This window comes from uncultured Maribacter sp. (genome assembly GCF_947496775.1).
Classification (GTDB): Bacteria; Bacteroidota; Bacteroidia; order Flavobacteriales; family Flavobacteriaceae; genus Maribacter_B.
This window is the reverse complement of record NZ_CANMDU010000002.1, coordinates 307,175-328,575: the sequence shown is the minus strand read 5'-3', so window position 1 is coordinate 328,575 and position 21,401 is coordinate 307,175. Positions and strand designations below refer to the sequence as shown.

The following is a 21,401-nucleotide window of genomic DNA, read 5'->3' as shown; positions in this document are numbered from 1 at the left end:
CTATCCTGGAGTAGTTTCCTTTGATATTTTTATTTGGATTGATTTCAAATTAAAGCCTAAAGGGAGTGTATATGCCAGATTCTTTTATTTTTAACCCTTTCAACTATAAATAAAAGCAACTACATGAGTGATAAAAAATTTGCCCCCGTTAAATTAGCATTAGAAAAAGATAAGAGATACGCATGGTGTACTTGCGGACATTCCGAAACCAATGTTTTTTGTGATGGTTCCCATAAACAACACGAAAAACCAGGCTCTTTGGTTTTCCAGGTAGAAGAAGACAAAACAGCTGGTATATGTACTTGTAAACTAACAAGCAATCCACCATTCTGCGATGGTTCGCATAAAAACTAAAACAAAAAAATCCCGTCTAAAAATAGACGGGATTTTTTATAAACGCTGTTTTTTTACATATGTATCGAACGGTCTTCTGTAGCTCCTAACGCTGCTTCTTTTACCGCTTCTGCGTATGTTGGGTGCGCATGACTCATACGAGCTATATCCTCTGCAGATGCACGGAATTCCATGGCTACAACGGCTTCAGATATTAAATCTGCCACACGTGCTCCTACCATATGTACTCCTAAAACCTCATCAGTCTTTTTGTCTGCTATAATTTTAACAAATCCGTCAATGTCCATACTTGCTCTTGCTCTACCTAAGGCGCGCATAGGGAATTGACCAACTTTATAATCAACACCTGCTTCCTTCAACTGCTCCTCCGTTTTACCTACAGCAGCAACTTCTGGCCAAGTATACACTACACCTGGAATAAGGTTGTAATCTATATGTGGTTTTTGTCCGGCTAAAACTTCTGCCACTAAAGTTCCTTCTTCTTCCGCTTTATGAGCAAGCATAGCTCCTTTAATAACATCACCAATAGCGTATATGTTAGGGACATTGGTTTGTAAATGCTCATTAACCGCTACTCTACCTCTTTCTTCTTGTTTAACGCCTGCAGCTTCTAAATTTAAGCCATCCGTATATGCATGGCGACCAACAGCAACCAAACAATAATCGCCAGTAAAAGTAACTTCTTCTCCTTTTTTGTTATCTGCCTTAACCACTACTTCATTACCATTACGTTCTACGGACTTTACTTTGTGCGATAATGCAAATTTTATTTTTTGTTTTTTAAGAACTTTTGTCAATTCTTTAGAACATGCCCTATCCATTCCAGGAATTATGCGGTCTAAATACTCCACAACAGTAACTTCAGCGCCTAAACGCTTATATACTTGCCCCAATTCTAGACCAATTACACCTCCACCGATTACGATCATGTGCTTTGGCACTTCTTTTAATTTTAAAGCTTCGGTAGAAGTAATAACACGCTCTTTATCTATTTTAATAAAAGGTAAACTAGAAGGCTTAGAACCCGTTGCTATAATTGTATTTTTAGCCTGGATAGTCTCTACCTTACCATCTTCTTTTGTTATATTAATATTGGTTGCATCTTTAAAACTACCAATACCCTGAAAAACATCAATCTCATTCTTTTTCATTAAAAAATCAATACCTCCAATCGTTTGGTCCACAACTGCTTGCTTACGAGCTATCATTTTTTCTAAATTCACCTTAACCTCTCCAGGGATTTCTATTCCATGAGTATCAAAATGTTTTATGGCATCTTCGTAATGGTGAGAAGAATCTAATAAAGCTTTAGACGGAATACAACCCACATTAAGACAAGTACCACCAAGCGTGGCATATTTTTCTATAATTGCTGTTTTCATTCCTAATTGTGCACAACGAATTGCTGCTACATATCCTCCAGGGCCTGAACCGATAACGGCTACATCATATGAACTCATAAAATTGTATTGTTTTATTTGATAAACAAAATTAGTGTTATTTTCTGATTTTTAAATATCTATTGCTGTTGTATGCTTAACTTCATTTATAATAAATGTGCTTTGTGTACTACCAATATTAGCTATGACTGTTAGTTTAGATACCATAAATGCTCTATATGCTTCCATATCTTCTACATGAATCTTTAAAATATAGTCGTAATCTCCACTAACATGATAACATTCGGCGATTTCTTCTAATTTTAAAATTTCACGCTCAAATTGCAGCACATTATCCTTTATATGCTGTACTAATTTTACATGACATAAAACAACAAACGCCTTATTTACTTTTTTCTTATCGACCAGAGCAACATACTTGTTTATAACATGAGATTTTTCTAACCGCTTAATACGTTCGTATACGGCAGTAGTAGAAAGACCTAGCTTATTTGCATATTCTTTATTTGTCTTTTTACTATCTGCTTGCAGCATTCTTAATAGCTCTTGGTCAATTTCGTCGAACTTAAACATGTGATATTTTCTAATTAAACAATAAACATAACATATTAACTTATTATTACACTACAAAACTCGATATTTACAATTTTATTTTCTAAATAACTACTATTTGGTTGATAAAAATACATCATAATTCTATTTTTATAGCATAAAAGAAATACAATTATGTCAGATAACGCTTCTAATAATTTACAAGACTTACAATATTTTGGAGAATACGGAGGGGTTAACCCCTCTATATCCGATTCATCTACCTATACCTTTATTTCTGCAAAAACCATGTTCGATACTTTTGAAGGTAATACAGAAGGCTGTTATTTATATAGTAGGCATTCTTCCCCATCTAACCTATATTTAGGAGAGGCTCTTGCTGCTATTGAAGGGACAGAGACAGCTAATGTAACAGCCAGTGGTATGGGTGCTATAACAGCCGTAATTTTACAATTATGTGATACTGATGACCATATTGTAAGCAGCAGAACTATTTATGGTGGCACCTATGCTTTTATGAAAAACTTCTTAAGAAAATTTAGAATCGGAACTACTTTTCTGGATATTACAGATATAAAAGCCGTTGAGAACGCTATTACTCCTAAAACAAAAATGATATACTGCGAAAGTGTTAGTAATCCTTTATTAGAAGTGGCAGACATTGAGGCATTATCGAAAGTTGCAAAAAAATATGGTATTCCTCTAGTGGTCGACAATACTTTTTCTCCATTAACAATAGCACCTGCAAAATTAGGGGCAGATATTGTTATCCATAGTTTAACTAAATTCATTAATGGCACAAGCGACTGTGTTGCGGGAGTAGTTTGTGGAACAAAAGAGTTTTGTTTAGCTCTTAAAGATGTAAACTCTGGTGCCGGAATGTTACTTGGTAGTACTTTAGATAGTTTAAGAGCCGCATCCATTCTAAAAAACATGAGAACCCTTCATTTACGTATTCAGAAACACAGTGATAATGCTATGTTCCTTGCTAATAAATTTGAAGAGGACGGATTAAGAGTTGTATATCCTGGATTAGAATCGCATTCTGGACATAAAGTGCTGAAAAAGCAAATGAACACACAATTTGGTTTTGGTGGACTTTTAACTTTAGATGTTGGCTCCTTAGAAAGTGCCAATGCACTAATGGAAATGATGCAAAATGAAAAACTAGGCTATTTAGCAGTAAGTTTAGGTTTTTATAAAACACTATTTAGCGCTCCAGGTACTTCTACATCGTCTGAAATACCTATGGAAGAACAAAAACAAATGGGCTTAGGAGATGGGTTAATCCGTTTTTCAATAGGATTAGATAATGACATTGAAAGAACCTATAAAATGATGAAATCCTGTATGATCAAACTTAAAATATTGAAAAAAGAAACCACGAACGCTTAAATGTATAATTAAATAGTAGTTTGCAGAACTGTTTTCAAAGTTGTAATATTACGAGGAAACCAAGAAATTTTAAATGCAGAATAATACACTAAACCCTGAAGGACCAGAGAACGAAAATATTGTAGAAAACAAAGAACTTAATATATGGGAGGCACTAATTCCTGTCGTTCTTTTAATGACTATGCTTGCCTACAACATTTTTTATGCTGACGGGGAATGGCTTGGTGAATACTCCAATCAATTTATTTTACTTTTTGGAGGTTTTTTTGCTGCTATTGTCGGTTTTTTCAACAAAGTAAGTCTAAAAACCATGGGACAAGAAATATATGAAAATCTTAAAAGTGTCTTTGTTCCTATTATGATTTTGTTTTTAGTCGGAGCCCTTTCTGGCTCTTGGTTAGTAAGCGGCATTATTCCTGCAATGGTATATTACGGATTAAAAGTATTAAGTCCTGAAGTGTTTTTACCCGCTTCGGTATTAATATCTGCAATAATATCTATTGCTACAGGAAGCTCTTGGACTACTTCTGCTACTGTTGGTATTGCTTTAGTAGGAATAGGAACCGCGTTAGGTATACCAACAGGTATGATTGCCGGGGCTGTAATTTCTGGTGCGTATTTTGGCGATAAAATGTCTCCATTAAGTGACACAACAAACCTTGCCCCTGCAATGGCCGGAACAGATCTATTTACACACATAAAATACATGGGATATACTACGATTCCTACTGTTATAGTAACGCTTATAGTTTTTATAATTTTAAATCTAAACATTAATACTACTGGAAGCGCAGATGTGAGCGGACTCTTAAATACAATCGATAATACGTTTAATATAACCCCCTATCTTTTTATAGTTCCCATTTGTGTAATTGCACTAATCCTACTAAAAACAAAACCATTAATAGCCTTAGGAACTGGTATTGCACTTGCTGGAGGTTTTGCTATATTCTTTCAAACAGATATTTTAAGTAGCCTTTCTGATTCTAATTTAACGGCAGTTTTTAATTCTATTTTCGCGGATACCGCCATTGTAACAGATAATGAAAAGTTGAACGAGTTATTTAGCTCTGGTGGAATGAAAGGGATGCTTTGGACAATTTATCTTATTTGTTGTGCAATGGTATTTGGAGGAATCATGGATGGTATTGGCGCATTAGCTAAAATAACTAAAGGTTTATTATCTATTGCTAGCAGTGTTCTAGGTCTTTTTGCTAGTACTGTATTAAGTTGTTTAGGATTAAACGCTATAGCTAGTGACCAATACTTAGCTCTAGTTATTCCTGGTAAAATGTTTAAAAAAGCGTACCAAGATAAAGGCCTTGCTCCGGAAAATTTAAGTAGAACCCTAGAGGACTCGGGAACGGTGACATCTGTTTTAATACCCTGGAATACCTGTGGAGCATACCAGTCTAGTGTTTTAGGAGTTGGTGTTGCAGAGTATTTTATATACGCCATTTTTAATTGGTTAAGCCCTTTTACCACACTTTTATTTGCTGCGTTAAACATTAAAATCAGAAGATTAACTAGCAATAAATCTTAAAAATTTCTTATTTAAAAAAGCATTTTTCGCATTATTTTCTATACTTATTAAAAAAACACACTTCTTTACACATTGTAAATGAAGGAGTTATAAACTGCATTGGCAATTACTATAATTCAATTAGATTTTTAAATAGTTTATGTCATTTTTTACCGAGCTTAATTCTAAATTTGCAGCTGAAATTTAACAGCATAAAAAATTAAAAAATGGCTATAGTAGGAAAAAAATTCCCCAATTTAGAAGTAAACGCAATGAATGAAATGGGCGATACATTTAAATTAAATGTATTAGAAGAAGCTCAAAAAAATAAGAAGAAAGTTTTATTATTCTGGTACCCAAAAGACTTTACTTTTGTGTGTCCTACAGAATTACATGCTTTCCAAGCTGCTTTAGGCGAGTTCGAAAAAAGAAACACTCTTGTTATTGGCGCTTCTTGCGATACTGCTGAGGTTCACTTTGCATGGTTAAACACTGCAAAAGACAACGGCGGAATAGAAGGTGTTACGTATCCTTTATTAGCAGATAGCAATAGAAACTTAGCTGCTACATTAGGAATTTTAGATGTTACCAACGAAGAGTACAACGAAGAAACAGGTATTGTTACTGTAGAGGGAGACAATGTTACCTATAGAGCTACCTACTTAATTGATGAAGAAGGTACTGTTTTTCATGAAGGAGTAAACCACATGCCAGTTGGAAGGAATGTAAATGAATTTTTACGTTTAGTAGATGCTTATACGCACGTACAAGAAAAAGGTGAAGTTTGTCCTGCAAACTGGGAAGAAGGTAAAGATGCTATGCAAGCAAATTCTAAAGGTACTGCAGAATATTTAGCGGCTCACGTAAACTAACAGCCTTATGTTACTAGAATTAGAAAAGGATAATTTAGCTGAAATTATTGCAGAGAATAACAAAGTAGTTGTTCAGTATTCTGCAACATGGTGCGGTAACTGTAGAATAATGAAGCCAAAATTCAAAAAGGAATCTTCTTCCAATGAAGATGTTACATTTATTCTTGCGGATGCAGAAAAATTTCCGGAATCCAGAAAGTTAGCTAATGTAGATAATTTACCTACGTTTGCTGCTTTTGAAAATGGAACTTTAAAAAATCAAGTGCAGACTAATAAATATGATGTTTTAAAAGAACTTGTAAATGAAATTACCAGTAATTAAACACTTAACGGGTTTTATTAAAGAGAACGATGAAGATTATGTATTGGAGACTATAGAAACTCTAGAAGCTCTAACAGAATTATCCTCAATAAAGGATGATGAAATGGATGTTATTGGAGAGTTAATTTCTAATATGTACGGTGCAATTGAAGTTCAGAAATCTATTAAAAAAGGAATTCCTGAAAAAGAAGCGCTAAACCAGTTTATGCAAAGAGTTCTTGGCTCTATTGATAAGTAACATTTTCTTAGAAACTAGAAGTATTAAAAAAGTTGTAATTCTACATATAGAATTACAACTTTTTTTATTTATGACTATTAAGAAAGTAATGCTACCAAATGATCAAAACCTTGCATTTTAGCATGATTTAAGGCAGTATTTCCTCGCTGATCTTTTATATTCTTATCTGCGTTTTGCGCTAATAATATTTTTACAATGGACTCTTTATTAAATGTACTAGCATATATTAATGGTGTTGCCCCGGAACTATTTACCACATTTACATCTGCCCCTTTTTTTATTAAATATACAGCGATGTGGTAAAACCCTTTAAAACAAACCCCCATTAAAGGTGTATTTCCTGAGCTATCCTTTTCATTTACGTCCGCATTATTTTTCAACAAAAGTTCAACAACCTCTATATTGCCATAATATGTAGCCAAAACTAATGGAGTTGAGCCTCTTTCATCTCTACTAGATACAAGTTCGGGTTGCGCTTTAATACTATTCTCTACTTCCTTTATATTATTGGAACGTATAGCTTCAAAAAAAGAGGTAATATTTTCTTTCATATTATTATAAAACTAAAAAAGAGGCAAGGTGTTCTTGCCTCCTTATATTAACTATAAAATCTTTACTAAAGTATTACACCAAATCGAACCTATCTAAATGCATTACTTTAGTCCATGCTGCCACAAAGTCTTTTACAAATTTCTCCCTAGCATCATCAGCAGCATAAAATTCGGCTACTGCTCTTAACTCCGTATTAGAACCAAAAATAAGGTCGGCACGAGTTCCTGTAAATTTAACTTCTCCTGTTTTTCTATCTCTTCCTTCGAAAATACTATCATCGGTAGATGCAGCTTTCCATGTGTATGCAAAATCTAAAATATGAACAAAGAAATCATTACTTAACTCCCCTTCCTTATCCGTAAAAACACCATGTTTACTTGCCATATAATTTATTCCTAACCCTCGCAAACCTGCTACTAAAACAGACATTTCGGGAATAGTTAAAGTTAACAGATTAGCTTTGTCAATCAACATTTCCTCACCAGATAGAGTTACATCCGTTTTTAGGTAATTTCTAAATCCGTCAGCAACAGGCTCTAAATACCCCATAGATTCTATATCTGTTTGTTCTTGCGTAGCATCTCCTCTACCACCTACAAAAGGAACATCCACAGATAAACCTGTCTTTTTTATAGCTTGCTCTATAGCAACTGTTCCTCCTAAGACTATTAAATCTGCAATGGAAATAGTTCCAGCAAAACTGTCTTGTATTTTCTCTAATACGGATAATACTTTATGTAATTCTTTAGGGTTGTTTACTTCCCAATTTCTTTGCGGTTCCAAGCGAATATGAGCACCATTAGCACCACCTCTTTTATCTGAATTTCTGTATGTTGAAGCAGAAGCCCAAGCTGTACTAACTAATTGAGGAATAGTCAATTCAGATTCTAAAATAGATTTTTTAAGATTTTTAATTTCTTCTGTAGTAAGTTTATAATCTACTTTTGGAATAGGATCTTGCCAAATTAAGTCTTCTTTTGGCACTTCTGGTCCTAAATATAAAGAACTAGGCCCCATATCTCGGTGTGTTAATTTAAACCAAGCACGGGCAAAAGCATCTTCAAAAGCTTCTGGGTTTTCCTGAAAATGTTTGGATATTTTTAAATAATCTGGATCTTTTTTTAATGCCATGTCCGCATCTGTCATCATTAATGCTTGCTTTTTAGATGCGTCACCAGCTTTCGGAGCCATCCTAGCTTTAGATGCTTCCGTTGGTGTCCATTGACTAGCACCCGCTGGGCTTTTTGTTAACTCCCAATCATAATTCAATAAAACATCAAAAAAATCGTGATCCCATTGTGTTGGGTTTGGTGTCCAGGCACCTTCAATACCACTAGTAATAGTATCATCTAAAACTCCAGTACCAAAACTATTTTTCCACCCTGTACTCATCTCTTCTATTGAAGCCCCAGCAGGTTCTCTACCAACATATTCATCCGGATTTGCAGCTCCATGAGCTTTACCAAAAGTATGTCCTCCCGCAGTAAGTGCAACAGTTTCCTCATCATTCATGGCCATACGCCCAAAGGTTTCTTTCATAAGTTGCGCCGTTTCCAATGGATTAGAAACACCATTTGGACCTTCAGGGTTTACATAAATTAACCCCATATGAGATGCTCCTAATTGCCCTTCTAATGTTTCCTCTGAAAAACGATCTTCATTTCCCATCCACTCTGTCTCTGAACCCCAGTAAACATCTTGTTCTGGTTCCCAAACGTCTTCTCTTCCTCCTGCATATCCAAAAGTTTTAAAACCCATAGACTCTAAAGCTGCATTACCCGCTAAGATGAGTAAATCTGCCCAAGATAATTTATTGCCATATTTCTTTTTTATTGGCCATAAAAGTAATCGAGCCTTATCTAAATTACCATTGTCGGGCCAACTATTTAAAGGTGCAAAGCGCTGATTACCAGTAGAAGCTCCTCCTCTACCGTCTCCAACTCTATAAGTTCCTGCACTATGCCAAGCCATACGAATCATAAAAGGGCCGTAATGCCCATAATCCGCAGGCCACCAATCTTGAGAATCAGTCATTAAAGCTATTACTTCTTTCTTTAATGTTTTAAAATCTATACTATTAAAAGCATCTGCATAGATAAAATCTTTATCCATAGGATTTGATTTTTCGCTATGTTGCCTTAAAATGTTCAATTTTAACTCATTAGGCCACCAATCTCTATTGGAAGTCCCTCCTCCTGATGTTTGCTTTACTTCTCCTCCCAGAAAAGGACACTTATTAATATCGCCACCTTTATTACCATCCATGATTTATATATTTTTTTTAGGTTTGTATAAAATTACTTAAAAATATCACTCTATATTAAGTCTAAAATTGAATCCCCTTATCTTTATATCATTTTTTCTTATATCAGACAAGAAATCAATAACCATTAACTATTCTTTAAAGAAGAGAAAATAAGTCATCCGTTATTTATTTATAAAATAGTTACATATCCTCTTTATATTTTTTAATTTCACAACTTATAATAATAAACATCTTAACCATGGCATCAGTAACATTAAAAGGAAACGCATTATCAACTATAGGAAACTTACCAGCCTCTGGTACTCAAGCTCCAAATTTCACTTTAATAAAAAACGATTTATCTGCTGCAACTTTATCCGATTACAGTGGTAAAAAAGTAGTTTTAAATATATTTCCAAGTGTAGATACAGGAACTTGCGCTCAATCTGTTCGCCAGTTTAACCAAGAAGCGGCAGAATTAGAAAATACGGTTGTTTTATGTATTTCTAAAGACTTACCTTTTGCACAAGCAAGATTTTGTGGCGCTGAAGGAATAGAAAATGTAGAAATGCTGTCTGATTTTAAAGACGGTAATTTTGGAAAAGCGTATGAAGTAGATTTTTCTAACGGTCCTTTACAACCACTTCATTCACGAGCTGTTGTAGTTTTAGATACTAACGGAAAAGTTCTTTACAACGAACAAGTATCAGAAACTGTAGATGAGCCTAATTATAAAGCAGCACTAGAAGCTCTGATAAATGGCTAAAGAATCCTTTCTTGTAAATAGAATAAAAAGTGTTGGTTTTGCTCTTAAAGGCGCCTTTCTTTTAATTAAAACAGAAGCTAGTATTAAAATTCAATGTTTTATAGCTATTGTAATGACAATTGCTGGGTTTTACTATGAGATTTCTAATTTAGAATGGATTCTTCAAATCTTTGCAATAGCATTGGTTATGGGAATTGAAGGTATGAATACTGCTGTTGAAAAAATAGCAGATTTTGTTCAACCAAACTTTGATGAAAGAATAGGGTTCATTAAAGATATTGCCGCTGGAGCAGTAATGATTGTTTCTATTGCGGCAACTATTATTGGGCTAATAATATATCTACCTAAAATATTTTAAAAAATAAATTAAAACACCTTCTAGGGTAAATTTGTAATTTAGCCCTCAGAACATCCGATTTCATGGCAAAAAAAAAGGCAAAAAAAACAAAACCAAGCACTCCTAAAAAAGAGCTTAGTTTTAAATTATCTAAACAGAATAAAGTTTTATTAGGAAGTATATGTATACTTTTTAGTATTGCATTATTCTTTTCTTTTGTCTCTTTCTTTTTTACCTGGCAAGATGATCAAAGTTTGCTTTCCGAATTTACAAACAGGAATGAACAAGCCAGTAATCTCCTTAATAAATTTGGGGCAAGTGTAAGTCATTTCTTTATCTATCAAGGATTTGGCGTTTCTTCCTTCATTTTTCCTTTTTTATTATGCATAACGGGATTATATCTTTTCTTTGGCTTGGATAAGAAAAACATGTTAAAGAAATGGATATGGGGTGGAATTTTTATTATTTGGATTTCTATTGCTCTTGGATTTTTTGCTTTTAAACAACCTCTACTGGGAGGCTTAGTAGGATATGAAATGAATGACTTTCTCCAAGATTACACTGGTAAAATTGGGGTCTTGTTACTATTAATTTTTGGTTTCATTTTTATTCTAGTTCGCTTATTTAAATTTTCCCCGGACGTATTAACCTCTTATTTTAAAGACAAAAAGGAATCGCTATCAGCTGATTTTAAAAGTGATACCACGAAAGAATCTACTACTAGAAGCAAATTAGAAAAAGAAGAGGAAACCCCTATAGTTATAAATACTTATACACATAAAGAAGAAATTCCTCCTTTGAAAAAGGATATCCCTATCGTAAATGATTTAGAGGTTAGTCTTCCTGTTGAAGAACCTGAAATTAAAAATAGACCGGTAGTTGATGATGTAGCTATGGAAGTAGAAACTGTCGTTGAAGAAAAGGAAGAACCTACTAATAAAGCTGAAAAATTAGTTGCAGATTTTGGAGAGTTTGATCCAACTTTAGAATTAGGAAGTTATAAATTCCCAATTATAGATTTATTAGACCAACATGGATCTACTGGAAGTATTACCATAAACCAAGAGGAGTTAGAAGAAAACAAAAATAAAATTGTAGAGACCTTAAAAAACTATAAGATTGGTATTGCTCAAATAAAAGCTACTATTGGCCCTACAGTAACTTTATATGAAATTGTTCCCGAAGCTGGTGTTCGGATTTCTAAAATTAAAAACTTAGAAGATGACATTGCTTTATCCCTTGCTGCTTTAGGAATACGTATTATTGCTCCTATCCCAGGTAAAGGAACTATTGGTATAGAGGTCCCAAATAAAAATTCTACCATAGTTTCCATGCGTTCCGTAATTGCATCAAAAAAATTCCAAGATGCGGAAATGGAATTGCCAATTGCATTTGGAAAAACTATTAGCAACGAGACCTTTGTAGTTGATTTAGCAAAAATGCCACACTTATTAATGGCGGGTGCTACTGGACAAGGTAAATCGGTTGGTTTAAACGCCGTACTTACATCACTTTTATACAAAAAACATCCTGCCGAGGTAAAGTTTGTATTAGTAGACCCTAAAAAAGTAGAACTTACTCTTTTTAACAAAATAGAACGCCATTTCTTAGCAAAATTACCAGATACGGAAGAAGCAATACTTACAGACAACGGCAAGGTTATTAATACCTTAAATTCTCTTTGTATTGAAATGGACGACCGTTACGAACTTCTTAAAAAAGCTATGGTTCGTAATCTCAAAGAATACAATCATAAATTTAAATCTAGAAAATTAAATCCCGAAGACGGACATAAATTCTTGCCATATATTGTTTTGGTTATTGATGAATTTGCAGATTTAATTATGACTGCTGGCAAAGAAGTTGAAACCCCAATAGCCAGACTAGCACAATTAGCAAGAGCTATTGGTATTCATTTAATAATAGCAACACAAAGGCCTTCCGTAAACGTAATTACAGGTATCATAAAAGCCAATTTCCCTGCCAGAATAGCGTTTAGAGTAACTTCTAAAATAGACTCTAGGACTATATTAGATGCCGCTGGTGCGGACCAGTTAATAGGTCGCGGAGATATGCTTTACACCCAAGGAAACGATGTAACGCGTATACAATGTGCTTTTGTAGATACTCCTGAAGTGGAAAAAATAACAGAATTTATTGGCTCTCAAAGAGCTTACCCTGAAGCGCACGAACTGCCAGAATATAGTGGAGAAGAGTCTGGCACAAGTCTTGATAATAACATATCTGAAAGAGATTCTATGTTCCGCGATGCAGCAGAAGTTATAGTAATTGCCCAACAAGGTTCTGCCTCTCTTATTCAAAGAAAATTAAAACTAGGATACAATAGAGCAGGAAGAATTATAGATCAATTAGAAGCTGCAGGAATTGTAGGCCCTTTTGAAGGAAGCAAAGCTAGACAGGTATATGTTCCAGATATGATTGCTTTGGAAGAAATATTTAATAACGAATCAAAGTAGAAGAAAATGAAGAGAGTATTTATTATATGTTTAATAGCGCTGATTGCTAATTCGGGATTGGCTCAAAATACACAAAAAGCAAAAAAACTTTTAGATGAAGTCTACACGAAAGTAAAAAGTTACGAAAATATATATGTAGATTTTAAAATAGTATTAAACAATACAGAAGCTGGTATTAACCAAGAAACCAAAGGAAACGTAACTATTAAAGGAGACCAATACTTATTTAACTATTTAGGTGCAAAACAAATTTTTGATGGCAGTAAAGTATATACTATTGTTCCAGAAAATGAAGAAGTTACCATAGAAAACAAGTCAGAAGATGAAAACACAGTTACACCTTCTAAAATGCTTACTTTTTATAAAACGGGACATACTTACGAATGGGATATTCTACAAAATGTACAAGGTCGAAAAATACAATTTGTTAAGGTTACTCCAATAGAAACCAATACAGAAATAAGTTCTATATTATTAGGGATTGATGTAGAAACAAAACATATTTACAAAGTAATTGAAACAGGAAAAAATAGCACTAAAACAACTATTACTGTTAATTCTTTTAAAACAGACCAAACATTATCAAAAACCTTATTTACTTTTGATGAGAGTAAGTACAAGAATGATGGTTACTACATTATAAGAAATTAGACATTTGAGAATTCTAGACCGGTATATATTATCAAGGTTCGTATCCAATTTTATCAGCTCGTTTATAATATTGATGTTCATATTCATATTTCAAACGATTTGGTTGTTTATTGATGATTTTGCAGGCAAAGGCTTGGATGTGGTGATTATTGGAAAATTTCTACTTTACCTAATGCCAGACCTTACAGAAAAAGTTTTACCCCTAACGGTATTGCTATCTTCTATTTTAACTTTTGGAACATTTGCAGAAAATTATGAATTTGCCGCAATGAAAGCTTCGGGCATATCTCTACAAAGAGCTATGTTAAGTTTAATCATTTTTGTAACCATTCTCGGTGGAGTAACTTTCTTTTTTGCAAATACTGTTATTCCTGCTTCTCAAAGAAAAATATATAACCTTAGAAAGAACATTGCTCAAGTAAAACCTGCCGCCATTATTGGAGAAGGAGTTTTTAGTGATTTTGAAGGAATGAGCATTAAAGTAGATGAAAAATCTGGTGAGAATGATAAATTTTTAAAAAATGTAATTATTCATAAAAAGACTCGCCTAAATTTAAATAGTACCGTAATAAAAGCAAAAAAAGGAGAATTAATCAGTAGCGAAGAATCAGAAATAATACAATTAGTACTTACTGATGGGCATTATTACGAAGATGTACAATCCAAGAAAAATGATAAAAAACTAAAGCATCCTTTTGCTAAAGCCAGTTTTGACACGTACACCATTAATATGGAAGTACCAGAAAACAATCAAGATTTAGAAGCAGACAGAGACGTAAGTACCGATAAAATGAAAAATGTTTCTCGTCTAAATAAGGATATAGATTCCTTAAAAAAAGACAATTTTAGAATTGTAAAAGCTTTTTCTAAAAATATTACCAACAGAATAGGACTCTTTAATAAATTAAAATCTAAAGATTCTACAAAAAACAAACTAAATAGAGAAAAAATAAAATTTATAGAGAAAAACAAAGCCAAAGACTCTGTATCTAATATAACTCCTATAGATATTAATGCTGAAGATTTTGAAATACTTAATTTATATGAAGATTGGCAGCATATGCAGGTATTGAACTCCGCCAAAAACAATACAACAAATATTTTAAATACTATAAGAGGAAAAAAAGAGGAATTGCAGAAGCGCTATAAAATATACAACCTCCATATTCTCTCCTTACATAAAAAATACGCCTTAGCATTCTCTTGTATCATTCTTTTCTTTGTGGGAGCTCCTTTGGGTGCCATCATTAGAAAAGGAGGTCTAGGATTACCTATGGTAATAGCTATTATACTGTTTTTAATCTACTATTTTATAGGTGTTTTTGCAGGAAATTATTCTAAAGAAGGTAATATTCATCCTATTTTAGGAGCATGGTTATCTACTCTTATAATGTTACCTTTGAGCATCTTTTTAACCAGAAGAGCAACAGCGGATAAAGGGATGCTAAATATTGGAGGAATTATTGTTGATTTTTTCAAAAAAATATTTGCAAAAAAAAATAAAACTTCGGTTTCTTAATAATGATGAAAGAAAACTCCATACAATTGAACACAATAGAAGAGGCTATTGAAGATATTAGAAAAGGAAAGGTAATAATTGTCGTTGATGATGAAAATCGGGAAAACGAAGGAGACTTTTTAGCTGCTGCAGAATTAGCAACTCCAGAAACCATTAACTTCATGGCATTGCATGGTCGAGGATTAATTTGCGCTCCTTTAACTGAAGGCCGTTGTAATGAACTTGGTTTACATATGATGGTAAACAATAACACCGACCCTATGGAAACCGCTTTTACAGTTTCTGTTGACCTACGAGGCGAAGGTGTTACTACTGGAATATCTGCTTCTGATAGAGCAAAAACTGTTTTAGCGTTAACCAAAAACGATACAAAACCGCACGATTTAGCTAGGCCTGGTCATATTTTTCCATTAGTTGCCAAAGAAGGGGGCGTTTTAAGAAGAACTGGCCATACAGAAGCGGCTATAGATTTTGCAAGATTAGCAGGATTAAAACCGGCAGGATATATTGTGGAAATAATGAATGAAGATGGTTCTATGGCTAGACTTCCGCAATTAATGAAGGTTGCAAAAAAATTCGATTTAAAAATCGTTACTATAGAAGATCTAGTCGCTTATCGCATGGAACACGATAGCCTAATTAAAAAAGTTAACGATTTTAATATTACTACTCGTTTTGGAGATTTTAGATTACGTGCTTTTAAACAAACTACAAACAACAATATTCATATTGCTTTAACTAAAGGAAGTTGGTCCAAAGACGAACAAGTATTAACAAGAATACATTCTAATCTGGTTAATAATGACATCTTAGGCACTCTAACCAACAACCCGAACAAGAAGTTAGAGCTTATGTTTAATGCTATTAACCAAGAAGAAAAAGGAGCCATTATTTTTATAAACCAAGATACGGAGTCAATGAATTTACTATCCCGACTGGTAGATTTAAAAGAGCTTCAGAAAAAAGGTATTTATGAAACCCCACATATAGAAATGGATTCCAGAGATTTCGGAATAGGTGCACAAATTCTGCATAATTTAGATATTTCTAAATTACGCTTATTAACCAATAGTGTTGCCACAAAAAGAGTGGGTATCATTGGTTACGGATTAGAAATTGTAGAACGCGTAAAGTACTAATTCCTAACTCAATACACTTTTTATAGCTTTTACCATTTTTTGTACTCTCATCTCTACCTCTTCTTCTGTCCAGGAAAGCTTTACAAGACAAGATATATTTCTGCTTACCCATTTATCCGATAAAGAGAAATCAGATTGGCTATAATCTGGTAATTGTTCTTGCACCTCTTTTGATAGTTTTCCTAAAGAAATTTTATGAGTTAAATGCTCCCATTTTTTATAGTAGTGCCAGTTATTATTAAACCAATAAAAACAAGCATCTACTCCTGCTTCGCCCAATGCTTTATGCGCTTTTTCTGCCAATTCTTGCGATGGCATAAAGAAACTTATAAAAGAATAATTTTCTACACCACCATTTGGAACTGTTCTAAAGGTTATTTCTGGTACCGCTGCTAATCCTTTTCGAATACTATTATAATATTTTTTCTGTCTCTCTAAAAACGAATCTAAACGCCTTAATTGCGCTATTCCTACTGCTGCATGCAGCTCCGATATTCGGTAGTTATATCCTAAAAATGGATGAGATTCTGCTCCCCTATCATTACCAACATGATCATGACCATGATCCGAGTAATGGTCCGCATTAGTATAATACTTTTCATTATTGGTAATTATCGCACCACCTTCACCACTAGTTATGGTTTTTACAAAATCGAAAGAGAAACACCCCAAATCACCATAACTACCTAAAGGTTTCCCCTCAAATGTTCCTCCAATGGCTTGACAAGCATCTTCTAACAATAATAAATTATGTGTATCACAAATAGCTTTTAAAGCCTTTAAATCTGCCATAGAACCGCACATATGCACAGGCATTACTACTTTAGTCCTTGGTGTTATTGCATTTTCTACAGCAGCAGGATTTAACGTTAAAGTATCATCTACATCTACAAGAATAGGAACAGCACCTAAAGCTAAAATAGATTCAAAACTTGCTACAAAAGTAAACGTTGGCATAATTACTTCATCACCAGCACCAATTCCAGCACTGGCTAGTGCTACAGTAAGTGCCGCCGTTCCACTGCTAACCATTTGTACATGCTTAGATTCCATACGAGTCGCCAATGTTTTTTCGAACTCTTTAGCTTTCCATTGCCCATTACGCATTCCATCGAAACCATAACGCATTAAAACACCGGTTTCTAAAACATCATTTACTTGTTTTTTCTCTTCTTCTCCAAATAATTCAAATCCTGGCATATTTTTTTTGTTGATGGTTGATGGTTGATGGTAAAATCAAAAAATAAACACAAATAGAAATCTCTATAAAAATTGCTTTTTGGCTTTTAAACTTACTTTTTATTTTATATCGATAACACTTTCTGAAATTTCTTTACGTACTTTTTTAAAGGAAGCAAACATATCATCTTCTGCTCTAATTCCAACGGGTAGCACTAAAACTGGTATCAAATTTAATTTTTCCAATCCTAATACTTCGCTATAACCTTCTGGAATAAATCCTTCCATAGGGCAAGAATCTATTTTCTCTATAGCACATACGGTCATTAAATTACCCAAAGCTATATATGCCTGATGCTTAGACCATATAAAAATATCTTCTTCGGATTTATTATCAAATGAAGTATGCATCATATTTCTATAAGGCTCTATAATTTCATCACTAGTTCCTCGAACGGCCTTCACTTTATCAAAATACCCATTAACACTATCCTTAATTACACTTTTCTCTACACATAAGACCAATACATGGGAAGCCTGGCCAACTTGTGCTTGGTTAAAAGAGTGTGATACTAACTTTTCTTGCACTTCTTTATTCTCTACAACTACTAGTTTTATTGGTTGTAAACCATAAGATGTTGCTGTTAAATTAAATGATTTCTTTAATTTCTCTACATTTTCCTCTCCAATGCTTTTAGATGCATCAAATTTCTTAACCGCATAGCGCCATTCTAAACTTTTTATTGTGTTACTCACTTTTTCTTGTATTAATTAAAAAACCATAGTTTAATAGACATTATAACGACCATAACTATTAAAAACATTTTTATAAATCCATCTCCCTTATTTACAGAGATTCTACTTGCAAACCATGCTCCAGTACCATTTCCAATGGCTAAAATTAAACCTATTTTCCAGTTTACCTTATCATTTAATACAAAAACTGCCAAAGCCGAAAGCATATAAATAAATACCACTGCCACTTTGGTTACGTTTGCACGTACTAAATTCATATGGTTTACGTAATGTAAAAACAATATCATTATAAAACCTAATCCTGCATTAATAAATCCGCCATAGATACCAAAAAAGAAAAAAGCTATTATTCCCACCCACAAATACTTCCCCGCAAGGCGTTCTTCTAGGTCCGCTATCTTAATCTTAGGTTTAAATATTATGATAAGTACTACGGCCATCATAACCATAGAAAGAATTTTATTAAAAGTATCCCCTTTTATATCAACAGCTATATTTGCTCCTATTATAGACCCTAAAAAAGCCGAAACACCTAAATATACATTAAACGGAAAAGTAGAAACACCTTTACTTTTAAAGCCAGCAGTAGCTATAGCTGTTTGTATTACTATTGCTACTCGGTTTGTACCATTCGCTACATTAGAAGGTAATCCCAAAAAAATAAGTACTGGCAACGAAAGTAAAGATCCACCGCCAGCTAAAGTATTTATAAAACCTACAGCAAATCCAACGATAATCAATAAGGCGTAATGATACCATTCTTCCATCTTGCTAAAATAAGTCGTTAATTTTAATCTATACGCATACCTTATTAGTTTTTAAAGCATAAAAAAACCGCAACATTGAACGAGTTGCGGTCTTAGTTGCTAGGATATACAATTAGCCTAATACACCTAGCTCTCTACCTATTTTAATAAAGGCATTTACTGCCTTGTCTATTTGTTCTTCGGTATGAGATGCTGAAATTTGCACTCTGATTCTTGCTTTTCCTTTCGGAACTACAGGATAAAAGAAAGCAATAACATAAATACCCTCGTTTAGTAATTTACCTGCAAATTCTTGTGCCAATTTCGCGTCCATAAGCATTATAGGAACAATAGGATGTACCCCTGGGGTTATTGCAAACCCTTCTTTTGTCATAGCATTTCTAAACCTCTTTGTGTTTTCTTGAGACCTATAAATCAGTGTGTTATCTTTTTTTAATTTCTCTAAAACTTTAATAGATACACCTGCAATAGCGGGTGCTAAAGTGTTAGAAAATAAATATGGTCTAGATTTTTGTCTAAGTATATCTACTATTTCTTTTCTAGCGGCAGTAAATCCGCCAGATGCTCCTCCAAGTGCTTTGCCATAGGTGCCTGTAATAATATCTACTCTACCCATCACATTTTTGTACTCATGAGTTCCTCTACCCGTTTTCCCAATAAATCCTGTAGCATGGCATTCATCTACCATTACCATGGCATCATATGTATCTGCTAGGTCGCAAATTTCATCTAGCTTTGCTATAATACCGTCCATAGAGAAAACACCATCGGTAACTATAAGTTTTCTTCTAGCACCGGAGGCTGCTTTCAATTGCTCTTCTAAGGAAACCATATCATTATTTTTATACCTATATCGAGCTGCTTTACATAGACGTATACCATCAATAATACTAGCATGATTTAACTCATCCGAAATAACGGCATCATCTGCTGTTAATAAAGGCTCAAAAACACCTCCATTGGCGTCAAAAGCAGCTGCGTAAAGAATACAATCATCGGTTCCAAGAAATTCTGCCGTCTTTTTTTCTAATTCTTTATGAATATCTTGAGTCCCGCAAATAAAACGAACCGACGAAAGGCCAAAACCATGAGAGCGCATGGCATCAATACCTGCATCGATAACATCGGGATGTGAGGATAGCCCTAAGTAGTTATTAGCGCAAAAATTAAGTACAGTTTTCCCTAATGTTGTTTGTATTTCTGTTCCCTGTTTAGTGGTGATAATTCTCTCCTTTTTATATAATCCAGAATTTTCTATTTCTTGTAACTCTATTTGGAGCTGCTCTTTTGTTTTACCGTACATACCTTATTTATAATTGCGAATGCAAATTGTATTTTTTCTTTAACTCTGTAATCATCTCATTACTAATATCATCTAATAAATAATGAGGTTGCCATTGCCAATCTTCTTGCGCTTGCGTATCTAAAATAGAAGAAGGCCAACTTTGCGCTATAGCTTCTCTATAATCCTCTTTATAAGTTACTTTAAAATTTGGATACCATTTTTTAATAGATTCTACCACTTGCGAAGGCGTAAAACTTAAAGCATTTAGGTTGTAAGATGTTCTTGTTTTTATCTTTTCGGCAGGGGCCTCCATTAGTTCTAACGTAGCCCTAACGGCATCGTTCATATATATCATAGGTAAAGTTGTATCTTCCTTTAAATAGCATATATACGGTTCCTTATTTACGGCTTTATGATAAATTTCCACAGCATAATCCGTGGTCCCTCCTCCTGGTAGAGATTGATATCCTATAATTCCAGGATAGCGTAGAGAACGAACATCTACCTTATATTTTTTAAAATAGTAGTTAGCCCATTGCTCTCCTGCCGCCTTGCTAGTACCATAAACCGTTGTTGGGTCTAAATATGCATCTTGAGGTGTGTTTTCTTTGGGGGCCGAAGCACCGAAAACAGCAATAGAACTAGGAAAAAATATTTTATCCAAATTGTATTTCCTAGCAACCTCTAAAATCGCAAATAGAGATTTAAGATTGGTATTCCATGTTAGCAAAGGGTCCTCTTCCCCTTTTGCCGATAAAATTGCTGCTAAATGATATATCTGAGTTATTTTATTTCCAAGTACCATTTCTGCTACAGCCTCTTCATTCGTAGCATCTAGGGGAAATATCAATCCTTTATCTTCCGGTTTTATATGCAAATCAGTGGCCAATACATTCTCGACACCTTTTAATTTCCTTAAGGTCTTTACCAAAACTGTACCGAGTTGTCCACCCGCCCCCGTAACCAATACCCGATCTACTTTCATACCTTTTCATTGAAAGTATAAAATTATACATATATCACTTTATACCATAAATTAAACTTCTATTTAAAATAAAATAAGTAATTTTATC

The 21,401-nt window shown here is 33.9% G+C and carries 21 protein-coding genes; 12 read left to right on the top strand and 9 right to left on the bottom strand.

Annotation, left to right across the window (positions count from 1 at the left end; genetic code table 11):
* Nucleotides 1-123: 123 nt before the first annotated feature.
* On the top strand, nt 124-354 hold the full coding sequence (locus tag Q0856_RS06050; RefSeq protein ID WP_298476019.1) for a CDGSH iron-sulfur domain-containing protein: 231 nt from the start codon (nt 124-126) through the stop codon (nt 352-354).
* A gap of 53 nt (nt 355-407) precedes the next feature.
* On the opposite strand, the gene lpdA is transcribed toward Q0856_RS06050, so the two are convergent.
* Both lpdA and Q0856_RS06040 read right to left on the bottom strand, forming a co-directional pair.
* Complete coding sequence (lpdA, locus tag Q0856_RS06045) at nt 408-1,814, bottom strand: dihydrolipoyl dehydrogenase (RefSeq protein ID WP_298503443.1); 1,407 nt, start codon at nt 1,812-1,814, stop codon at nt 408-410.
* Between the two features lie 51 nt (nt 1,815-1,865).
* Nucleotides 1,866-2,327, bottom strand: coding sequence for an Lrp/AsnC family transcriptional regulator (locus Q0856_RS06040; RefSeq protein ID WP_298476025.1), 462 nt, complete (start codon nt 2,325-2,327; stop codon nt 1,866-1,868).
* A 153-nt stretch (nt 2,328-2,480) separates the two neighbouring features.
* Here Q0856_RS06040 and Q0856_RS06035 point away from each other — a divergent pair, with 153 nt between their 5' ends.
* From Q0856_RS06035 to Q0856_RS06015, 5 genes are all read left to right on the top strand, one after another.
* On the top strand, nt 2,481-3,701 hold the full coding sequence (locus Q0856_RS06035) for an aminotransferase class I/II-fold pyridoxal phosphate-dependent enzyme (RefSeq protein ID WP_298476028.1): 1,221 nt from the start codon (nt 2,481-2,483) through the stop codon (nt 3,699-3,701).
* A 73-nt stretch (nt 3,702-3,774) separates the two neighbouring features.
* On the top strand, nt 3,775-5,244 hold the full coding sequence (gene nhaC / locus Q0856_RS06030) for a Na+/H+ antiporter NhaC (RefSeq protein WP_298503441.1): 1,470 nt from the start codon (nt 3,775-3,777) through the stop codon (nt 5,242-5,244).
* A 206-nt stretch (nt 5,245-5,450) separates the two neighbouring features.
* A complete protein-coding gene (locus Q0856_RS06025; RefSeq protein ID WP_298476037.1) occupies nt 5,451-6,095 on the top strand; it encodes a peroxiredoxin in 645 nt (214 codons plus the stop codon).
* A 7-nt stretch (nt 6,096-6,102) separates the two neighbouring features.
* A complete protein-coding gene (locus tag Q0856_RS06020; protein WP_298503439.1) occupies nt 6,103-6,417 on the top strand; it encodes a thioredoxin family protein in 315 nt (104 codons plus the stop codon).
* Nucleotides 6,398-6,655, top strand: a complete 258-nt coding sequence (locus Q0856_RS06015) for a hypothetical protein (protein ID WP_298476042.1) — start codon at nt 6,398-6,400, stop codon at nt 6,653-6,655. The genes Q0856_RS06020 and Q0856_RS06015 overlap by 20 nt, the downstream gene beginning before the upstream one ends.
* A gap of 77 nt (nt 6,656-6,732) precedes the next feature.
* On the opposite strand, the gene Q0856_RS06010 is transcribed toward Q0856_RS06015, so the two are convergent.
* Both Q0856_RS06010 and katG read right to left on the bottom strand, forming a co-directional pair.
* Nucleotides 6,733-7,206, bottom strand: a complete 474-nt coding sequence (locus tag Q0856_RS06010; RefSeq protein ID WP_298476045.1) for an ankyrin repeat domain-containing protein — start codon at nt 7,204-7,206, stop codon at nt 6,733-6,735.
* A 73-nt stretch (nt 7,207-7,279) separates the two neighbouring features.
* The gene (katG, locus tag Q0856_RS06005; protein WP_298503437.1) at nt 7,280-9,472 is read right to left on the bottom strand and encodes a catalase/peroxidase HPI; all 2,193 of its coding nucleotides are present in this window, start codon (nt 9,470-9,472) and stop codon (nt 7,280-7,282) included.
* A 239-nt stretch (nt 9,473-9,711) separates the two neighbouring features.
* Between katG and tpx the strand changes: the two genes are divergently transcribed.
* From tpx to ribB, 6 genes are all read left to right on the top strand, one after another.
* Nucleotides 9,712-10,218 (top strand): thiol peroxidase, encoded by a 507-nt coding sequence (tpx, locus tag Q0856_RS06000; protein WP_298476051.1) that lies wholly within the window; start codon nt 9,712-9,714, stop codon nt 10,216-10,218.
* On the top strand, nt 10,211-10,576 hold the full coding sequence (locus tag Q0856_RS05995) for a diacylglycerol kinase family protein (RefSeq protein WP_298476054.1): 366 nt from the start codon (nt 10,211-10,213) through the stop codon (nt 10,574-10,576). Before tpx ends, Q0856_RS05995 begins: the two co-directional genes overlap by 8 nt.
* A gap of 62 nt (nt 10,577-10,638) precedes the next feature.
* Nucleotides 10,639-13,032 carry a DNA translocase FtsK gene (locus Q0856_RS05990; protein WP_298503436.1) on the top strand — a complete coding sequence of 798 codons (2,394 nt, stop codon included), beginning with the start codon at nt 10,639-10,641 and terminating at the stop codon, nt 13,030-13,032.
* Nucleotides 13,033-13,038: 6 nt separating this feature from the next.
* On the top strand, nt 13,039-13,683 hold the full coding sequence (locus Q0856_RS05985; RefSeq protein ID WP_298476059.1) for an outer membrane lipoprotein carrier protein LolA: 645 nt from the start codon (nt 13,039-13,041) through the stop codon (nt 13,681-13,683).
* Nucleotides 13,684-13,708: 25 nt separating this feature from the next.
* Nucleotides 13,709-15,202, top strand: a complete 1,494-nt coding sequence (locus Q0856_RS05980; protein ID WP_298477205.1) for an LptF/LptG family permease — start codon at nt 13,709-13,711, stop codon at nt 15,200-15,202.
* A gap of 5 nt (nt 15,203-15,207) precedes the next feature.
* On the top strand, nt 15,208-16,341 hold the full coding sequence (gene ribB, locus Q0856_RS05975) for a 3,4-dihydroxy-2-butanone-4-phosphate synthase (protein ID WP_298477207.1): 1,134 nt from the start codon (nt 15,208-15,210) through the stop codon (nt 16,339-16,341).
* 3 nt (nt 16,342-16,344) lie between these two features.
* On the opposite strand, the gene Q0856_RS05970 is transcribed toward ribB, so the two are convergent.
* The 5 genes from Q0856_RS05970 to Q0856_RS05950 all read right to left on the bottom strand — a co-directional run bounded on the left by Q0856_RS05970 (nt 16,345) and on the right by Q0856_RS05950 (nt 21,313).
* Nucleotides 16,345-17,541 (bottom strand): DegT/DnrJ/EryC1/StrS family aminotransferase, encoded by a 1,197-nt coding sequence (locus tag Q0856_RS05970; protein ID WP_298503434.1) that lies wholly within the window; start codon nt 17,539-17,541, stop codon nt 16,345-16,347.
* A gap of 99 nt (nt 17,542-17,640) precedes the next feature.
* The gene (locus tag Q0856_RS05965; protein ID WP_298476065.1) at nt 17,641-18,276 is read right to left on the bottom strand and encodes a nitroreductase family protein; all 636 of its coding nucleotides are present in this window, start codon (nt 18,274-18,276) and stop codon (nt 17,641-17,643) included.
* A gap of 11 nt (nt 18,277-18,287) precedes the next feature.
* Complete coding sequence (locus tag Q0856_RS05960; RefSeq protein ID WP_298503432.1) at nt 18,288-19,043, bottom strand: sulfite exporter TauE/SafE family protein; 756 nt, start codon at nt 19,041-19,043, stop codon at nt 18,288-18,290.
* A gap of 112 nt (nt 19,044-19,155) precedes the next feature.
* Complete coding sequence (gene kbl, locus Q0856_RS05955) at nt 19,156-20,346, bottom strand: glycine C-acetyltransferase (protein ID WP_298503429.1); 1,191 nt, start codon at nt 20,344-20,346, stop codon at nt 19,156-19,158.
* Between the two features lie 7 nt (nt 20,347-20,353).
* Nucleotides 20,354-21,313, bottom strand: coding sequence for an NAD-dependent epimerase/dehydratase family protein (locus Q0856_RS05950; RefSeq protein WP_298503427.1), 960 nt, complete (start codon nt 21,311-21,313; stop codon nt 20,354-20,356).
* Nucleotides 21,314-21,401: the final 88 nt, after the last annotated feature.